This window comes from Streptomyces sp. NPDC007875 (assembly GCF_042868035.1).
Taxonomy (GTDB): Bacteria; Actinomycetota; Actinomycetes; order Streptomycetales; family Streptomycetaceae; genus Streptomyces; species Streptomyces antimycoticus.
The window spans coordinates 281,357-294,289 of sequence record NZ_JBIADZ010000005.1; the positions used below are offsets into that span (position 1 = coordinate 281,357).

At 67.5% G+C, this 12,933-nt stretch carries 19 protein-coding genes; 7 read left to right on the forward strand and 12 right to left on the reverse strand.

The annotated features are described in order from the left end of the window. Positions 1 to 2 precede the first annotated feature (2 nt). Positions 3 to 1,085, reverse strand: coding sequence for a tyrosine-type recombinase/integrase (locus ACFYOY_RS13075; RefSeq protein WP_388586609.1), 1,083 nt, complete (start codon positions 1,083 to 1,085; stop codon positions 3 to 5). Between the two features lie 249 nt (positions 1,086 to 1,334). Here ACFYOY_RS13075 and ACFYOY_RS13080 point away from each other — a divergent pair, with 249 nt between their 5' ends. From ACFYOY_RS13080 to ACFYOY_RS13100, 5 genes are all read left to right on the forward strand, one after another. Further along, positions 1,335 to 1,766: a hypothetical protein gene (locus tag ACFYOY_RS13080; RefSeq protein ID WP_388586612.1), complete on the forward strand. Its 432-nt coding sequence runs from the start codon at positions 1,335 to 1,337 to the stop codon at positions 1,764 to 1,766. Further along, positions 1,763 to 2,110 carry a hypothetical protein gene (locus ACFYOY_RS13085; RefSeq protein ID WP_388586615.1) on the forward strand — a complete coding sequence of 116 codons (348 nt, stop codon included), beginning with the start codon at positions 1,763 to 1,765 and terminating at the stop codon, positions 2,108 to 2,110. Before ACFYOY_RS13080 ends, ACFYOY_RS13085 begins: the two co-directional genes overlap by 4 nt. Before the next feature lie 61 nt (positions 2,111 to 2,171). Then, positions 2,172 to 2,384, forward strand: coding sequence for a hypothetical protein (locus ACFYOY_RS13090; RefSeq protein ID WP_388586618.1), 213 nt, complete (start codon positions 2,172 to 2,174; stop codon positions 2,382 to 2,384). An 11-nt stretch (positions 2,385 to 2,395) separates the two neighbouring features. Further along, positions 2,396 to 2,728, forward strand: coding sequence for a hypothetical protein (locus tag ACFYOY_RS13095; RefSeq protein ID WP_388586621.1), 333 nt, complete (start codon positions 2,396 to 2,398; stop codon positions 2,726 to 2,728). A 2-nt stretch (positions 2,729 to 2,730) separates the two neighbouring features. Then, complete coding sequence (locus tag ACFYOY_RS13100) at positions 2,731 to 2,940, forward strand: hypothetical protein (RefSeq protein ID WP_388586624.1); 210 nt, start codon at positions 2,731 to 2,733, stop codon at positions 2,938 to 2,940. Positions 2,941 to 3,008: 68 nt separating this feature from the next. Here ACFYOY_RS13100 and ACFYOY_RS13105 read toward each other — a convergent pair whose 3' ends face one another. Both ACFYOY_RS13105 and ACFYOY_RS13110 read right to left on the reverse strand, forming a co-directional pair. Next, a complete protein-coding gene (locus ACFYOY_RS13105) occupies positions 3,009 to 3,671 on the reverse strand; it encodes an HNH endonuclease family protein (RefSeq protein ID WP_388586627.1) in 663 nt (220 codons plus the stop codon). A 288-nt stretch (positions 3,672 to 3,959) separates the two neighbouring features. Beyond that, positions 3,960 to 4,136: a hypothetical protein gene (locus tag ACFYOY_RS13110; RefSeq protein WP_388586630.1), complete on the reverse strand. Its 177-nt coding sequence runs from the start codon at positions 4,134 to 4,136 to the stop codon at positions 3,960 to 3,962. Between the two features lie 117 nt (positions 4,137 to 4,253). On the opposite strand from ACFYOY_RS13110, the gene ACFYOY_RS13115 reads away from it, so the two are divergent. Both ACFYOY_RS13115 and ACFYOY_RS13120 read left to right on the forward strand, forming a co-directional pair. Then, a complete protein-coding gene (locus ACFYOY_RS13115; RefSeq protein ID WP_388586633.1) occupies positions 4,254 to 4,538 on the forward strand; it encodes a sigma-70 family RNA polymerase sigma factor in 285 nt (94 codons plus the stop codon). Between the two features lie 176 nt (positions 4,539 to 4,714). Beyond that, the gene (locus tag ACFYOY_RS13120; protein WP_388586636.1) at positions 4,715 to 5,317 is read left to right on the forward strand and encodes a hypothetical protein; all 603 of its coding nucleotides are present in this window, start codon (positions 4,715 to 4,717) and stop codon (positions 5,315 to 5,317) included. 56 nt (positions 5,318 to 5,373) lie between these two features. On the opposite strand, the gene ACFYOY_RS13125 is transcribed toward ACFYOY_RS13120, so the two are convergent. The 9 genes from ACFYOY_RS13125 to ACFYOY_RS13165 all read right to left on the reverse strand — a co-directional run bounded on the left by ACFYOY_RS13125 (position 5,374) and on the right by ACFYOY_RS13165 (position 12,932). Next, complete coding sequence (locus ACFYOY_RS13125; RefSeq protein ID WP_388586638.1) at positions 5,374 to 5,541, reverse strand: hypothetical protein; 168 nt, start codon at positions 5,539 to 5,541, stop codon at positions 5,374 to 5,376. 709 nt (positions 5,542 to 6,250) lie between these two features. Continuing rightward, positions 6,251 to 6,598 (reverse strand): hypothetical protein, encoded by a 348-nt coding sequence (locus tag ACFYOY_RS13130; RefSeq protein ID WP_388586641.1) that lies wholly within the window; start codon positions 6,596 to 6,598, stop codon positions 6,251 to 6,253. A 17-nt stretch (positions 6,599 to 6,615) separates the two neighbouring features. Beyond that, complete coding sequence (locus tag ACFYOY_RS13135) at positions 6,616 to 6,981, reverse strand: hypothetical protein (protein ID WP_388586644.1); 366 nt, start codon at positions 6,979 to 6,981, stop codon at positions 6,616 to 6,618. Between the two features lie 5 nt (positions 6,982 to 6,986). Beyond that, positions 6,987 to 8,030, reverse strand: coding sequence for a hypothetical protein (locus ACFYOY_RS13140; RefSeq protein ID WP_388586647.1), 1,044 nt, complete (start codon positions 8,028 to 8,030; stop codon positions 6,987 to 6,989). Positions 8,031 to 8,095: 65 nt separating this feature from the next. Then, a complete protein-coding gene (locus ACFYOY_RS13145; protein WP_388586650.1) occupies positions 8,096 to 8,719 on the reverse strand; it encodes a hypothetical protein in 624 nt (207 codons plus the stop codon). A 12-nt stretch (positions 8,720 to 8,731) separates the two neighbouring features. Next, entirely contained in the window at positions 8,732 to 8,941 is a 210-nt protein-coding gene (locus ACFYOY_RS13150; RefSeq protein WP_388586653.1) for a hypothetical protein, read from the reverse strand. 8 nt (positions 8,942 to 8,949) lie between these two features. Beyond that, entirely contained in the window at positions 8,950 to 9,606 is a 657-nt protein-coding gene (locus ACFYOY_RS13155; RefSeq protein WP_388586656.1) for a hypothetical protein, read from the reverse strand. After that, positions 9,603 to 10,607 carry a DUF5047 domain-containing protein gene (locus ACFYOY_RS13160; RefSeq protein ID WP_388586659.1) on the reverse strand — a complete coding sequence of 335 codons (1,005 nt, stop codon included), beginning with the start codon at positions 10,605 to 10,607 and terminating at the stop codon, positions 9,603 to 9,605. The genes ACFYOY_RS13155 and ACFYOY_RS13160 overlap by 4 nt, the downstream gene beginning before the upstream one ends. A 90-nt stretch (positions 10,608 to 10,697) precedes the next feature. Further along, positions 10,698 to 12,932 (reverse strand): hypothetical protein, encoded by a 2,235-nt coding sequence (locus tag ACFYOY_RS13165; RefSeq protein ID WP_388586662.1) that lies wholly within the window; start codon positions 12,930 to 12,932, stop codon positions 10,698 to 10,700. Between the last annotated feature and the right edge of the window lies 1 nt (position 12,933).

The window sequence follows — 12,933 nt, forward strand, 5'->3', positions numbered from 1 at the left end:
GGTCACGAGTTCCCCTTCGGCGATCGGCGGAGCCCTGCGGCTGCGTTGTCGTCCCACTCATCCGCGAGCTGCATGTAGCCGAGCATCGCCTTGCTGCCCGGGGCCCAGCCCCCCTGCTTGGCGATGTTTACCGGGTCCTTGCCGTTCTTCCGGCCCTCGGTGGCCAGCCCTGAACGCAGGGAGTGTCCGGTCCAGCGGATAGGAATGCCGGACCGCTGGGCGACCCGGGTAACCGTGGCGGTTACTGAGTCAGGGTGCATGGCGCCCCCGATGTGGCCCCACCGGTCGATGCGGGGGAAGGCTGGTGCGGTCGGGTCGGTTCGGCCGTAGGCGTCGAGCCAGCGTTCCCACGCGCGGCTGGGGCAGATCTCCGGCTCGTCGTTGTTGTAGGGGATGGCGACTGTGCGCACCGAGCGGCGGGTCTTGCCGGTGACGACGGCGACCTTTATGCCGCGGGCGTGCGTGGTGACGTCGGCGAGGAGCAAGCCGGAGACTTCGCTGGCGCGGGAGGCGAAGTGGAAGCCGGTGAGGATTAGGGCCTGGTCCCGTCGCCCGGTGAGGCTGTCGTCGCATGCAGCAGCGACGCGGTGGAGACCCTCCAGGTCGGCCGCCGGCGCCTTTCCTCGGCCGCGGCGTTCTCCGCCTTTGGCGAGTTGTGTGGCGATGGCCTCGAGTCGGGCGCGGGCTTCGGAGTGGTCGTCCTTGCTGGCGGGGTGGCCGCTCTCGCGGAGGCCGACGATGGCAGCGGTCAGGTGGGAGTGGGCTGAGGTTGCTGCGTAACCGCGCGTCCCGTTGGGGCCTGGGGTGGTGCGCCCTTCGTGAAGCATCCAGGCGACGTAGGCGACGAGGGCGCCGCGACTCCCTTCGGTCTCGGGGAGTCCCTGCTCGGCACAGAAGCGTTGCCAGACCTTCCAGCCCTTGGCGTAGGTGTCCGTGGTGTTCGGCGGGATGGTCGCCTCTTTGATGGCGTCGGCGAAGTCTTCGGCCGCGGCGAGCCGTTCGGCCGCAGCTTCGCCGTGGCGGGCCGCCCACGCGTTGCGGATCTCTGCGGGTACTCGACTGACCTTTTCGATGGGTCCGTCCATTGGTCTCCTTGATGCCTTGTCAGGGTGGTTTTGTCGCTTGGGATATGAAGAGTGTATCCCGAGTGATACGAACCGCGCTACAAACCTTCCAAAGCTCAGGGTTATGGAAGGTGGTTCACGTGTTCGAGCTGCAACGCATCTCAACCTCCTTTAATCGAAAGAGGATTGACGCTAGACAGACCTGCCCACCCTCGCTACTCTCGACCCGTAAGCCAGACATTTATCCACGTTTGATGCAAGGAGAGCGTGTTGCGCATCGTCGTCACCGTCGAGGACCCCGAACCCGGCTTCCTCGACAAGCTCATGGCCCTGCTCGCCGAGCATGCCGCTCAGGTGGAGGTCGACACCGAGTGGACGGTGGAGCGGGCCAAGCGCTACTACCTGTCGCTGCCCGAGCGGGCGCGGCGGATCGTGCGGGAGGCCGCCACTCGTGATGGGTACGTTCCGGCCGACGACCTCCGCGACGGTGAGGACTCCAGCCTGCGCGGCCACAGTGCCGCTCTGAAGCGCGGGCTGGAACGGGGCGTTCGGCAGGGCTGGTTGCCGCAGGGCATGGACCCGCCCATCGAGCCACAGGGCCCGGGGTTCGGGAAGGTTGTCGGCTACCGGATGCCGGACCGCCTCGTCGGCACGTTCTTCGCCGCCATCAACGAGATCTTCAACAAGGAGAAGCGATCATGAGCGTCAACTACTACGCGTTTGGCCCGTTTCCCGGCGGCGAGCGTATCCGGGGCGGCCTGCACATCGGGCAGAGCGCCCAAGGGAACGTCTTCCTCCTGCGCGCCCACCCCGAGCAGGGCCTGACCACCTTCCGCGCCTGGATGGAGTTCCTGCGCCGCCCCGGCGTGACGATCCAGGCCGAGGCCGGGTACGGCGTCCCGGTGAAGCACATGGAGGAGGTGATCCGTCGCCGCCGAGACCGGAGCGGGCTGCCGTTGAAGAACCGGTTCGTGCACGGCTACGAGAGGCCCGGCTACCACGTCGATTCCGAGGGCTACGAGTTCTGCGAGCTGGAGTTCTGCTGACAACCCCTCCCCCGCCCATCCGCGTGTGGGTCCGCCGCACCATCAACACAGAGGAGAAACCGTGAACGCCTACAGCGCCGTGAATGGACCCCGGCCGGACGACATCAGCACTGTCGAATCGCTTGGCCGCTCCATCACAGCCCATGTAGCCCTCGCCCGTGAAGCCGCCCTCAATGGCGACACCGAGGGCGAGCGCATCTACCACGAGGCGATCAACAAACTGCTGACCATCCGCGAACAGGCCAGCGCTGGCGGCCCCACCACCAAGCAGTGAGGACCAGCCACATGCCGATCCAACCCGACCTGTCCGACCGCAACCGGTGCGTCGTCACGCACTGGGAACTGCCCGTTCAGTGCGTCCTGTCGTCCAGCCACCGCGACGATCACGAGGCGTGGCATCCCGAGTCCGGGAACCGCATCCGCTTCTGCGGGGAGAGCGTCAGCCCGTACACCGAGGAGCTGTACTACGGGAAGTGGGTGCGGCTCTACGAAGACCGGGCCGTCCTGGACCGCCTCATCGCCGAGCACGCCGCCAGCGTCGCCGCCCTGGACAAGGTGCTCGACGTCGAGGCCGGGCTCGCCGACATCCTGAACCGTGACACCGAGACGAAGGAGTGACCGTGGAACCGAAGCACCTGCTCTACACGATGATCCTGCCGGGCCTACTCGGGGTCGGCGCGCTCGCCAGCATCGTGCTCCCGTTCGCGCGAGACGGCCACGAACTGACCTTCCCCCGACTGCTCGCCGGATGCGCCGCGATGCTCGTCATCCAGATCGGAGGCGGCTTCATCGCGGGCTATTCGATCGGGCGCCGGAACGCCCGCTCCTGACCCGCAGCACCAGCGACGCCCCCGCCTGAAGCAAGCAGGCGGGGGCGTCTGGGCGCCAGGCTACCTGGTCACCGCGCGAGGGCCACCGTCAGATCCTCATCCGGGCATCCGGCCGCCAGCTGCTCCAGGGCATCCGCCTCCACCGGGTCGACCGTCAGACCCCAGCGGGTCTTAACCGCCGCCCACTCCCCCACGTACTGGCAGCGGGCGCCCTCGTCCGACGGCAGCCACTCGGCCGGGTCCTGGTCGGCTTTCTGCCGGTTCTCCCGCGCCGTGACCGCCACCAAGGCGCGCGCGTCGCCGAGATCGTTGGCGTATGCCTGCCGCTCCCCCGCCGACCAGGCCGACGCCCCACTGTCCCACGCTTCGGCGAGCGGAACCATGTGGTCGATGTCGAGAGCGCGGGCGCTCGTCTGGTCCGCGTCGTCGTAGTAGGAGTGCCAGGTGCCGCCGGTGAGTACGCAGCCGGCGTCGACCGTAGGTGGCTCCAGTGCCTCCTCGATGAGAACCTCGGCGCGGGTGTTGCAGCCGTCCCGGTCCGCATCCACCCAGTGCCGGAACTTCGACCGCTCGTAGCCGGTGCGGTCCTCGGCCGCCACCGGCAGGTCGGCGATCGCCTGCCGCAGGGTCGTCGACACCGTGTCGCCCGGATCCGCTACCGCCGGGGCCGTCGCGCCGGCCAGTACCGCCGCCGTCACCACGCCGATCGCCAGGGCCTTCAGCTTTCCCATGCCGCTCCTCTATATAGGCGTCGGCACAGTCGTATCGGCAGCGGCGAGACCAGCGGTCGAGGACCGAGGGAAGACCACTCAAGGACGGGTGAGGGTCACCGACTCGGGCCGCTCAGCACAACTTGGCTACGGGCGCACGACGAAGCGCCCCGCCTCTGGTGGAGGCGGGGCGCTGGTGAGGGGGTTTGTGTGCCGGACAACCCGGCGGTCTCCCGCCGATCAGTACCCCTCGTCGGCTCTACGTACCCCAGTGCCCGTTGAAGGGCCACGGCTTGACCGTGGGGCTGGTTACGCCTGGCGGACGTAGTAGTGGGCGGCGCCGGGCATGTCGCTGACCTGGCGGTTGTAGTCGGTGGCGAGGTGGCAGGCGGTCTCGTGGTCGAGGCCCGGGGTGACGACTCGCTCGAGCTCGTGCCGGTCGTAGAGACCTTCCAGTGCCTGCTCGTATTCGACGACCTCGTACATCTCGTCCCCCTGGAGTGTTGTCTGCGTCCTTACTGATTCCAAGTTAGTGGGTACCCATCAATTACACAAGTGGGTAGCCACTAGATTCGGGAAGTGGGTAGCCACTAGGCTCAACGCATGGACACCCCACCCAACCCCTTCAAGCAGCTCGCCGCCCTGATCGAAGGACCGGAAAGCCTTGAGCAAGCCAAGCTGCTCACCGACGCGTTGAACGCGGTGCCAGACCTACAGAAGTGGCTCCGGGAACACCGGCAGCATGTCGTCCGCACCCTCCACGATCGCGACGGAATCAGCTACACCGACATGGCGCCGCACCTGGGAGTGAAACCGGAGCGGGTCAGCGGCATCGCGCGAGGCCACAGTCGCAGCCCCCGGAGAGCGGGAGACGCGGGAAGCGGATGACCGAAAGAAGCGAAGCCCGGGCGGCGACAGGGGCACCACTCAAGGTCCGCACCCCGGCACTCCCCCAGCCTCGCGCGCATCTCATCACAAGTCGGCCACCAATTGCGCACCCCTCCTTCACCTGAAGCCCGGTACGGCTACGGTCATCCCGGCACGCACCAGACATGGGGGGCATCATGCGCAGAACCATCGCGGCCGTCATACTCGCCGCCACACTGCCACTCACCGCATGCAGCGGGGGCGACAGCGGTAAGGACTCGAACGACAGCAAGCCAGAGAAGACGGTCAAGGGCGGCGCCACGAAGGGGGCCAGCAGCAAGCCGATGCCGCTCGGGAAGGTCGTCGAAACCGTCGGCAGCAGCGGAGAAGGGCGAATGGACATCACGCCGAGCAGCGTCATCTGGACCTCGAAGGCAGCCGACGCAGAACCCCGGAACGGCATGTTCGTCATCGTCGCCGTGAAAGACCAAGCAGTCGGGAGCGTCACCGCAGAGGCGGCAATGCTGGAAAACGGCGGCTGGCAGTGGGTCGCGCCCGACGGCCAGTCGATCCGCGAAGACGAGGGAGAAGCCTCTTCCGTGCAATCGGAAGGGTTCGTCGGAGGCGGCGAGGTACAACCCGGCACCTACAAGTGGCGGACCGTGACGTTCGACCTGTCCAAGGCGCAGATCCCCGGCACTCTTATGTATGTGGATGGCGCCGGGCACGCCTTCAAATGGAAGCTGCCGCAGAGCGATGCAGGGCCGGAGTCGAAGAAGCTCAGGGACGGCCTCGTATAGGAGAACGCAGACGACGAAGCGCCCCGCCGCCCGCACGAAGCGGGGGCGGGGCGTTCTCATTCGGCGGCCGGGCCGTCGTAGTTCGGCGGCGGGGGCGGCTCCGGGCTGGGCTCGGGCTGCGGCTCCACCACGCCCATGTCCACCAGCGTGCCCATGTCCGCCGCGGTCGTGTCCGGGATAGGGATCGCTGGCTGTGGCGCGGGCTGCTCGTCCGGGGTCGGCATCGTTGCTCCTACGGGTATTGGCGGCGTTGCGGGTCGAGGCCCAGCGTCAGTGAGCCCTGTTGGGACGGCTCCGGCTCGGGTGCGGGCTGGTTGGAGCGGCACGTGTAGTGGGTTGAGCCGCTGCTGTCCGGGGTGCATTCGTAGGTGATGCCCTGCGGGTCTGTGTAGGTCCAGCCTGCTGGCGGCGGCCCCTGCTCCCCGCGGGGTCCAGCGTCGCCCGGTGCCCCTTTCTCGCCTTGGGGTCCTTGCGGTCCAGCCGGCCCGGGTTCCCCTTGTGGGCCTGCCGCTCCGGGCTGGCCGTCATTGCCAGCGGCCCCGGCAGATCCAGTGGCGCCAGCGGGCCCCGGTTTGCCAGTGGCGTTGGCGCCGTTCTTGCCGTCGCTGCCCGGAGATCCGGTGGGTCCTGGCGAACCCGGTTCACCCTGCTCTCCTTTGGGCCCGCGGGGTCCGGTGACGGATTGGCCAGGTTCGCCGCGGCTACCAGGCGGTCCGGCGACCGGCTTCTCTCCCAGCTGCTGCACCTGGCGGGCGAGGGCGTCGCGGGCCTCGTTCGCGTTGCGGAGGTCTTGAGAGAGCCCCTGCATCGTGATGACGAGCCAGGCAAATACGGCCAGGCCCAGGGCGACGAGCATGGCGAACCCGACGTTCGCCCGGCGCCAATCCCCCAAATCTTTGCGGCGGTGGTCCGCGTTCGTGTTGTGACCCGTGCTCAAGACCCCGCCCCCCGCGTGTTCAGGTACACCGTGAGAATCAGCAGCAGCACGGGGGCTATGAGGGCCGTGAAGATGAGGCGCCTATCGGCAGCCCGCCGGTCGGCAATCCTCTGGGCTTCCTCGTGTCGGAGTCTCGCCGCCTGCTCGCGGGCTTCCTCGATACCCTTCACCCGCTCAAGCAGCAGTTTCAGCGCGTCGTCTCGGGCCTGCTGCTCGAGCTGGTAGCGCTCCATCGAGACCTTGCTGTCGAGCCGTGAGCCGAGCTCCCGGAAGTCCTCCTTGAGGTCCTGGTGAACGGCGTCGAGGCGCCGGACCAGCTCGCCGAGCGTCGGCTCGTTGGGCACCTGCTACTCCTGGTGGTTCAGACCGCAGTCGGGCCAGACGACCTGTTCGTCGGCAACGGCGCCGGCGAGACCTGCCCGCGGGTAAGGAAGACGAGCATGGCGACGACGAGGGCGTTGAGGGAGCCGACGGTCTCGGGCGCCACCTCGTAGTGGTAGGCGGCCAGGAGCGCGACGACCGCGGCGACAGCGCCAGTGAAGGCGCTCGGCGCGATCGGCCGGGTGAGGGCCGCGGTGATGGCCGCGAACAGGGCGGAGATGACGGCGACGATCGCGCCAGCCTGCTCGCTCGACAGTCCGACGTTGAACGTGACGAGTAGGGACAGGGTCGCGCTCACGACGCCGAGGACGAAGGCCGGCTCGCGGCCGAAGATGCGGAGAGGCATGGTGTTCACTTCCAGTAGAGGCCGCGCACGCGCGACGTGGTGATGGTGACCGACTTGCTGTCGGTCGAGTCGGCGGGGAAGTAGGCGACTTCGAATCGGAGCTTCTCGGTGGCGGCGATGGATCCGGCATGGGGGAAGTCGATGAACGTCGAGCCGGCGGTGGTGGGGCGTTCGACGATGCCCGAGTCCCACCTGCTGCCGTCGGTGCGCTGGTGGTAGAAGCGACCCTGAAGGGTGCCCCCCGCGGGGGCGCCATCGATGGTGAGCATCACGCTCGCCGTGTACGCCTTGGCGCCGGTGACGATGTCGGTCTTGTCGACCGTCAGTGTGGTCCACTTTCCCGGCACGAGGGGCCGGTCGGTGGTGCTGTACAGGCCGAGCGTGCTGGGCACGTCGCTCTCCTCCTGCTGCGGGGGCTTGCTGGGTGCGGGGACGTTGCCCTTGGCGCGGTCGAGGATGGCGCCCATCGGGAACAGGCCCGGGTCGCCGTGGTCGTTTTCGGGGACGTGCTGGTGACCGCAGTGGCCGCGGTAGTCGTTCCACTTCGCGGCTGTCATGCGGACGCCGTTGGAGCCGTAGCTGCCCGGGTACGCCTTGAAGGTGACGTTGCTGGTGAGGGGGACGCCGTGCTGGTCGTGGGCCCACTTGGCGAACGCGGCCAGGTCGCGGATCACCCAGTCGGGCAGCTCCGGGGTGTACAGGTGGGACGTGCTGCCCCACTTCTTGTGGGTGGACGGGTCACAGGTGCCGACGATCTCGACCTGGCACACGTTGAGCGTGTTGGTCTCCACTCCGCCAGGCCGGTTGACGAGGGCGCGGCTGGATGTGTCGAAGTCATAGTGCTGGTACCAGACGAGGCGCTTGTTCTTGAAGTCGGGCACGGCGGTGAAGTTGGGCGCCTCCGCTCCCCCGCTGTAGGAGGGCAGGCTGGTGCCTTCGGTGGTGTGCCAGACGATGACGTTCGACTCCATCGAGTCGCCGCCGTATCGGCTCTGGTACCAGTAGGCGGTGGACGCGCCGGGGAATTTTTGTGGTCCGGTCTTGGCCACGAGGGGCCTCCAGACATGAAGAAGGCCCCGACTATGCGGGGCATGCAGTGAGAGAAGCGGGCAGGTCAGAGGCTGTAGAAAACGCCGTTGAATCCGATCCACGGGGGTTTGCTGGTGCCGTCGGCGCCGGTGCCGGTGCCGTAGATTTTGAGGTGGCCGTCCGGTTGGGCGTCCAACTTGAGGGTGATGCGGACGCTGGACACGTCGCTACAAGGGATGACGACGGTGCGGAGGCTCCCCGGTCGAGCCGAGGACGGCAAGGGGGTCGAGGTGACGATGCCGCCGTTGGCGATGTTGCTGCCGCTGTAGGTGACGTTGAGAGCGCCCTGCAGCATGACGGTGGGCTCTCCGAAGAGGTTGACGACGCGGTACTGCATGCTGCCGTTGCCGTTGCCGTTGTGGGTGAAGCCGCTGGCCAGCGGCACGTTCGTCCAGGCGGAGGTGCCGGAGCCGATCACCGCCCATGAGCTGCCGTCGTACCAGGTGAGGAGCTTCTCGGTGGACAGAGCGGCCATCATTCCCGCAACCGGCGCGGTGAGCGTAGCGTTGCGGGCCGAGGCCGAGGAGAACCGCATGACCGAACGCTGGGCAATCGCGTCCGCGATGTTGAACGCCAACGTGGCCGCGTTCGGGGCATCGGTGAGCGCGGCGATGTCGACGCCCTGCCCGTAGGAGTCCTCTGTGGGCACGTGCGCCTCCGGTCAGAGCGTTGCGGTGTTGGTGACCTGCTCCTTGCGGGTGGCCTCTGCCGTGATCACCCCGGGCAGTCCGGCGATGGCGTCACGCATGGCGACCACCAGAGCAGGCATGTCGGTGTCGCTGATCGGCGGATAGTCGAACCGCTGCAGACTGATCGTGATGATGGCCTCGCCACCATTGGTGGTCACCTCATACACGGGAGGGTTGTTCATGACGTCCTTCAGGTCAGGGGGTAGGTGATGCCCTTGAAGCTCAGCCACGCGGTCTCCTGCGAGCCTGCGGCTGCGGAGACCAGGGCGACGGTGCCGTCCTGCTGGAAATCCGCCTTCAGGGAGTGGACGACGCTGGTCGTGTTGGAGACGCCCGAGATGCTGGTTGCGTTGCGGGCGATCACGAAGGAGGCCCGATTCACGGGCCGGTAGTCGACGGCGAGGGCCGTGGACAGGACGTTCGTGACCTGTGCGCCAGTGGCACGGTCGGCGCCGCCGTCCCACTGCATGTACCAGGTCCCCGCCCACATGATCTTGCGATAGCGGATGGGGCCATGGTTGTTGCCGGTCGTGGTCGAGTCGCCTTGCGTATATCCGGTCCCCAGCGTCGGGACGGTCCATGAGGTGTCGCCGCCGGATGAGGTGCGTCCGGCGGCGAGCCAGTTACCGTTGCCGGACTGGACGATGACGATTCGGTCGCCGACTGCCGGACTCTGGTACGACTCCAAGCGGCGGGCGGTGATGGCGCCGCAGTCCACGGTGCCTGTGCCGACTGCGGTGACGGTGGCGGTTTGCCAGTCTGCGCCCCGCACGGCCGGCTCGGCCGCGCCAGCAGTGACGGCTTGGAGTCGTATGGCGTCCGCGAGATCGGCGATAGAGGAGGTCACGCATCCTCCTTCGCCGCGATGGTGTCGAGCGCGAATGATCCACTGGTGTCGAGTGGAACTGTGAACGACTGGATCTGGTGGAGCTCCTTGGTGCCGTCCGGGTAGAGCACACGGATTACGTCTCCGGGCTCCAGGGCGGGGTTGGGCAACGAGGTGATGTCCGCCGAGGCGTTGGGCGCCTTGGCGGCGCGCAGCTTGAGCGTGGCGGCCGAGGTGCAGGCGTTGACGCTGGTCAGCGTGGCCGAACTGTAGAAAGTCGGCCTGTGTCCGAACGGCCCCGACCAGTACGTGGGGCTCGTCGGGTCGTCGTCCACCACCAGCGCGGACACAGCCGGGATGTCCGCCTCAGTGTTCTCTCCCTTGGCCAACACCCCGTTGTAGACGCCGTCGAGCGACATTCCGCGGTTAGCAGAGACGTAGGCGCCGCCCTCCCCCGCCGCCACAGTCCACACAGGGGGAACGGCGAGCAGGTCAGGCAGCTCGGAGATGATGAAGACGCCGTCAGCGTCGCAGTACACCTCGGTGCCGATGACCGCGGCACACTCGGCAACCGCCGCCCACCGGTCGCCTTCGGTGTCGTAGGTGCGCGGCCCCATCACAGCGTCGGTGGCCCGGTTGACGACCGTGGCGCTGGGCAGTGACGCCTGAATGAGGCTGGTCACCGCACCGACCGCCGTACCGGAGACCTTGACCGGGGTGGTGAATTTGTCGTCCGCGACCATAGCCTCGAGGCTCTTGCCGCTGATCGTGACGGGCCCCTCGTCGACGTCTCCGCTGACGCTGTCGACGCGAAAGACGCCCACCGGCACCATTTCCCGCGAACCGTCCGCATGCTCTACACCGCAACTGATCCGAAGCTGCGCCCCGTAGACGGACAGTTTGTCAGCGGCCGTGCGCGGGATCAGCGCGGTGTCGGCAACGGTCACGGAGCAGGTGCGGCGGGTGGCCTGCCCGCGGTCAACCGTGACGCTGCCCCCGATGTGCGGCAGCGTCTCCACCATGCCGTTGGCCAGGAACAGGACCACCTCGGTCGCGATGTTGTGTGACTCGACCAAGCGGGCCAGGAACCGGCCCGAGACGGGGTACACCGATCACCCCCCGATCCTGCGGTCGAACAGGACGTCCTCCCACGTGGCATATGCGTCGAGCACGTCCTGCCACGTGGCGAATTGGGTCAACACGTCCTGCCAGGTGCGACCAGCCGAGCCGGCCACGCCCGTGGTGGTCGGCATGTCGACCTGCCGGAGTGGCAGCGTCCACGCCCGCCACGGTTCCGGCGCGTATCCGGTGACCCGGGCCTCGGTGATCTGTCCGACAGAGACGTACATGTCAGCGACACCCATGCCGGGCACCGACTGCCAGAGCAGCACGTTGCCGGAGTCGAGGATCCAGTGGAGGGCGTCTCGTTCGTCGTCCGAGCGGGTCCAGATGGTCAGGTCGCCCTCGAGGCCCCCGCGCACATCCGAGAGGATCACCGAGTTGCGACGACCGCGTACCCGCAACTCGGCCTGCTCGATACTCCGCTGCCAATCGGGCGCTTTCGCCACCAGCACCTTGAGGTTGCGCTGCGGCTGGCCTGGATCCTTCAGCCAGCACTCGTTACGGTCCCCCAGGGCGAGGGTGGTCGTGACCGTGTTCTGGTACTCGGGCGTCTGCGAGCCGGGCGTCAGGGTCTCGATGTAGTAGCTGACGGTGACGCCGAGAGGCGCCTCATAGTCTTCGACGATGACCTCGTCGGATGTGATCGGTGTCTGCAAGTACAGCCCTGACGGCCCGCGGACCAGTGTCCTCGAGCCGTCAGGGAGAACCCGGTAGATGGTCAGCAGCTGGCCCGCGGTCAGCTCGCGCAGAGTCAGTGTGATGCTCGCCGTATCGTCATGGGCCGCCACTGCGTTGACGGGGAGCTGCTGCCACATGCCCACCATGTCGATGCGCCACACGCTGTTCGTCGCGGTTGCGGTGAGCGTGTACTCGATCGCCGCCTGGGTTGCGTCCGCCGGGATCGTGAAGTCATTGCTGAGCGCCCACCAGCCGGGTGTCGGTGCGGCCTCCGGTGCGGCGGTCGAGACTCCGAGGTCGGTGTTGGCGGCGTCGTACCAGCGAACTCCGCGAGTCATGGTCCAGCCGCCAGTCATCACCTGGCCGATCACCTGGATGCGCAGATTCTGGCCCGCCGTCGCCTCTGCGGGCAGCGGGAACCGGGCGGACCGGACGACACTGGCTGTGGCTGTTGTCGAGGTGATGACGCCCGAGTAGGGCCCCTCGAATCCGGTCCCCCACGGGGTCGAGCGGGCGATCGTCGCTACGCCGGACGCGACGGTCCATCCGGCCACGCCCTGTTCGAAAGAGGCGTCCGCGTAGGGCACCACAGTGCCCGCATACAGCGCTGGGGCAGTCGTCACCACCGCGCCGTCGATCTTCAGCACCTGCCCGGCCGTGGCCCCATCGATACCCGCCGCGATTGAGCAGGCCGCCGTACCTGCCGGAGCCACCGCAGACGCGAACTGTCGGTAGTAGCCGGTCCCAGGCGCAGCCAAAACGCTGCGGGTAGCTTGGATCTGACTCCCACTGATGTCGTAGAACCGCAGCTCAACCCACGTTGTGACAGTGGTATTGGGCGGGCTGAGGTAGCAGGAGGCGACGTATTCGATGCCGGGCGTTGCCGCTGGCCGGTCTGTTGAGCGCGCGGACGCGTTGCCGTTGGCGGTTGCGGTCATGTTGATGAGATGGCCGCCCGCCAGATAGAAGTTCACTGGCCACCCGACTGCGGGCATCGTGCGGCTTAGCGTGCAGTTGACCTCGGCGAACCAGCCCGAGGCATCGACCTCGGCGCTCTCGGTGTTGAACGCAAACAGATTGCCAGTCGTGGTGTACGGATAGCCGAAGTAGATGTTCTCGTAGTACTGGTTGACGTTGCTCCCGGCTGGCGTGGAGGACACCACGATCTGTGCGCGGGCCGCACCGTCGGGTGCTTCCCCGCCGACCGCTATCCGGTGCCAGCCCGACGAGGCGGGCGAGGTGGTCATCGACCAGGTGATGGAGATTTCGGCGTTGCTGCTGTTCAGCCAGCGGATGCCGATCCGCTCCCCCACCACCCCGGCCGCGTCCGCGAACGCCTCGTACTCCGTCCACGGGGTGACGGCGTAGCTCGAGACGGTGATGGCCTGCATCTCCCCGGCAGCGACGGATTTCACGAAGAGGCATCCATCGCCAGATCGCCCGCCGCTGCCGAGGCCGATCGTCGCGTTGAGCTTGGCTTTCCAGCCCGAGGTGTTCGGGTCGATGGTCTCCGTCACCGAGGACAGGAAATTGCCGGGAATCGCCATG

Coding starts and splice junctions, on each gene's coding strand:
- ACFYOY_RS13115 (WP_388586633.1), top strand. CDS start 4,254: ATGGACACCCCACCCAACCCCTTCAAGCAGCTCGCCGCCCTGATCGAA.
- ACFYOY_RS13110 (WP_388586630.1), bottom strand. CDS start 4,136: ATGTACGAGGTCGTCGAATACGAGCAGGCACTGGAAGGTCTCTACGAC.
- ACFYOY_RS13120 (WP_388586636.1), top strand. CDS start 4,715: ATGCGCAGAACCATCGCGGCCGTCATACTCGCCGCCACACTGCCACTC.
- ACFYOY_RS13085 (WP_388586615.1), top strand. CDS start 1,763: ATGAGCGTCAACTACTACGCGTTTGGCCCGTTTCCCGGCGGCGAGCGT.
- ACFYOY_RS13095 (WP_388586621.1), top strand. CDS start 2,396: ATGCCGATCCAACCCGACCTGTCCGACCGCAACCGGTGCGTCGTCACG.
- ACFYOY_RS13135 (WP_388586644.1), bottom strand. CDS start 6,981: ATGCCTCTCCGCATCTTCGGCCGCGAGCCGGCCTTCGTCCTCGGCGTC.
- ACFYOY_RS13075 (WP_388586609.1), bottom strand. CDS start 1,085: ATGGACGGACCCATCGAAAAGGTCAGTCGAGTACCCGCAGAGATCCGC.
- ACFYOY_RS13105 (WP_388586627.1), bottom strand. CDS start 3,671: ATGGGAAAGCTGAAGGCCCTGGCGATCGGCGTGGTGACGGCGGCGGTA.
- ACFYOY_RS13165 (WP_388586662.1), bottom strand. CDS start 12,932: ATGGCGATTCCCGGCAATTTCCTGTCCTCGGTGACGGAGACCATCGAC.
- ACFYOY_RS13160 (WP_388586659.1), bottom strand. CDS start 10,607: ATGGTGGAGACGCTGCCGCACATCGGGGGCAGCGTCACGGTTGACCGC.
- ACFYOY_RS13150 (WP_388586653.1), bottom strand. CDS start 8,941: ATGAACAACCCTCCCGTGTATGAGGTGACCACCAATGGTGGCGAGGCC.
- ACFYOY_RS13125 (WP_388586638.1), bottom strand. CDS start 5,541: ATGCCGACCCCGGACGAGCAGCCCGCGCCACAGCCAGCGATCCCTATC.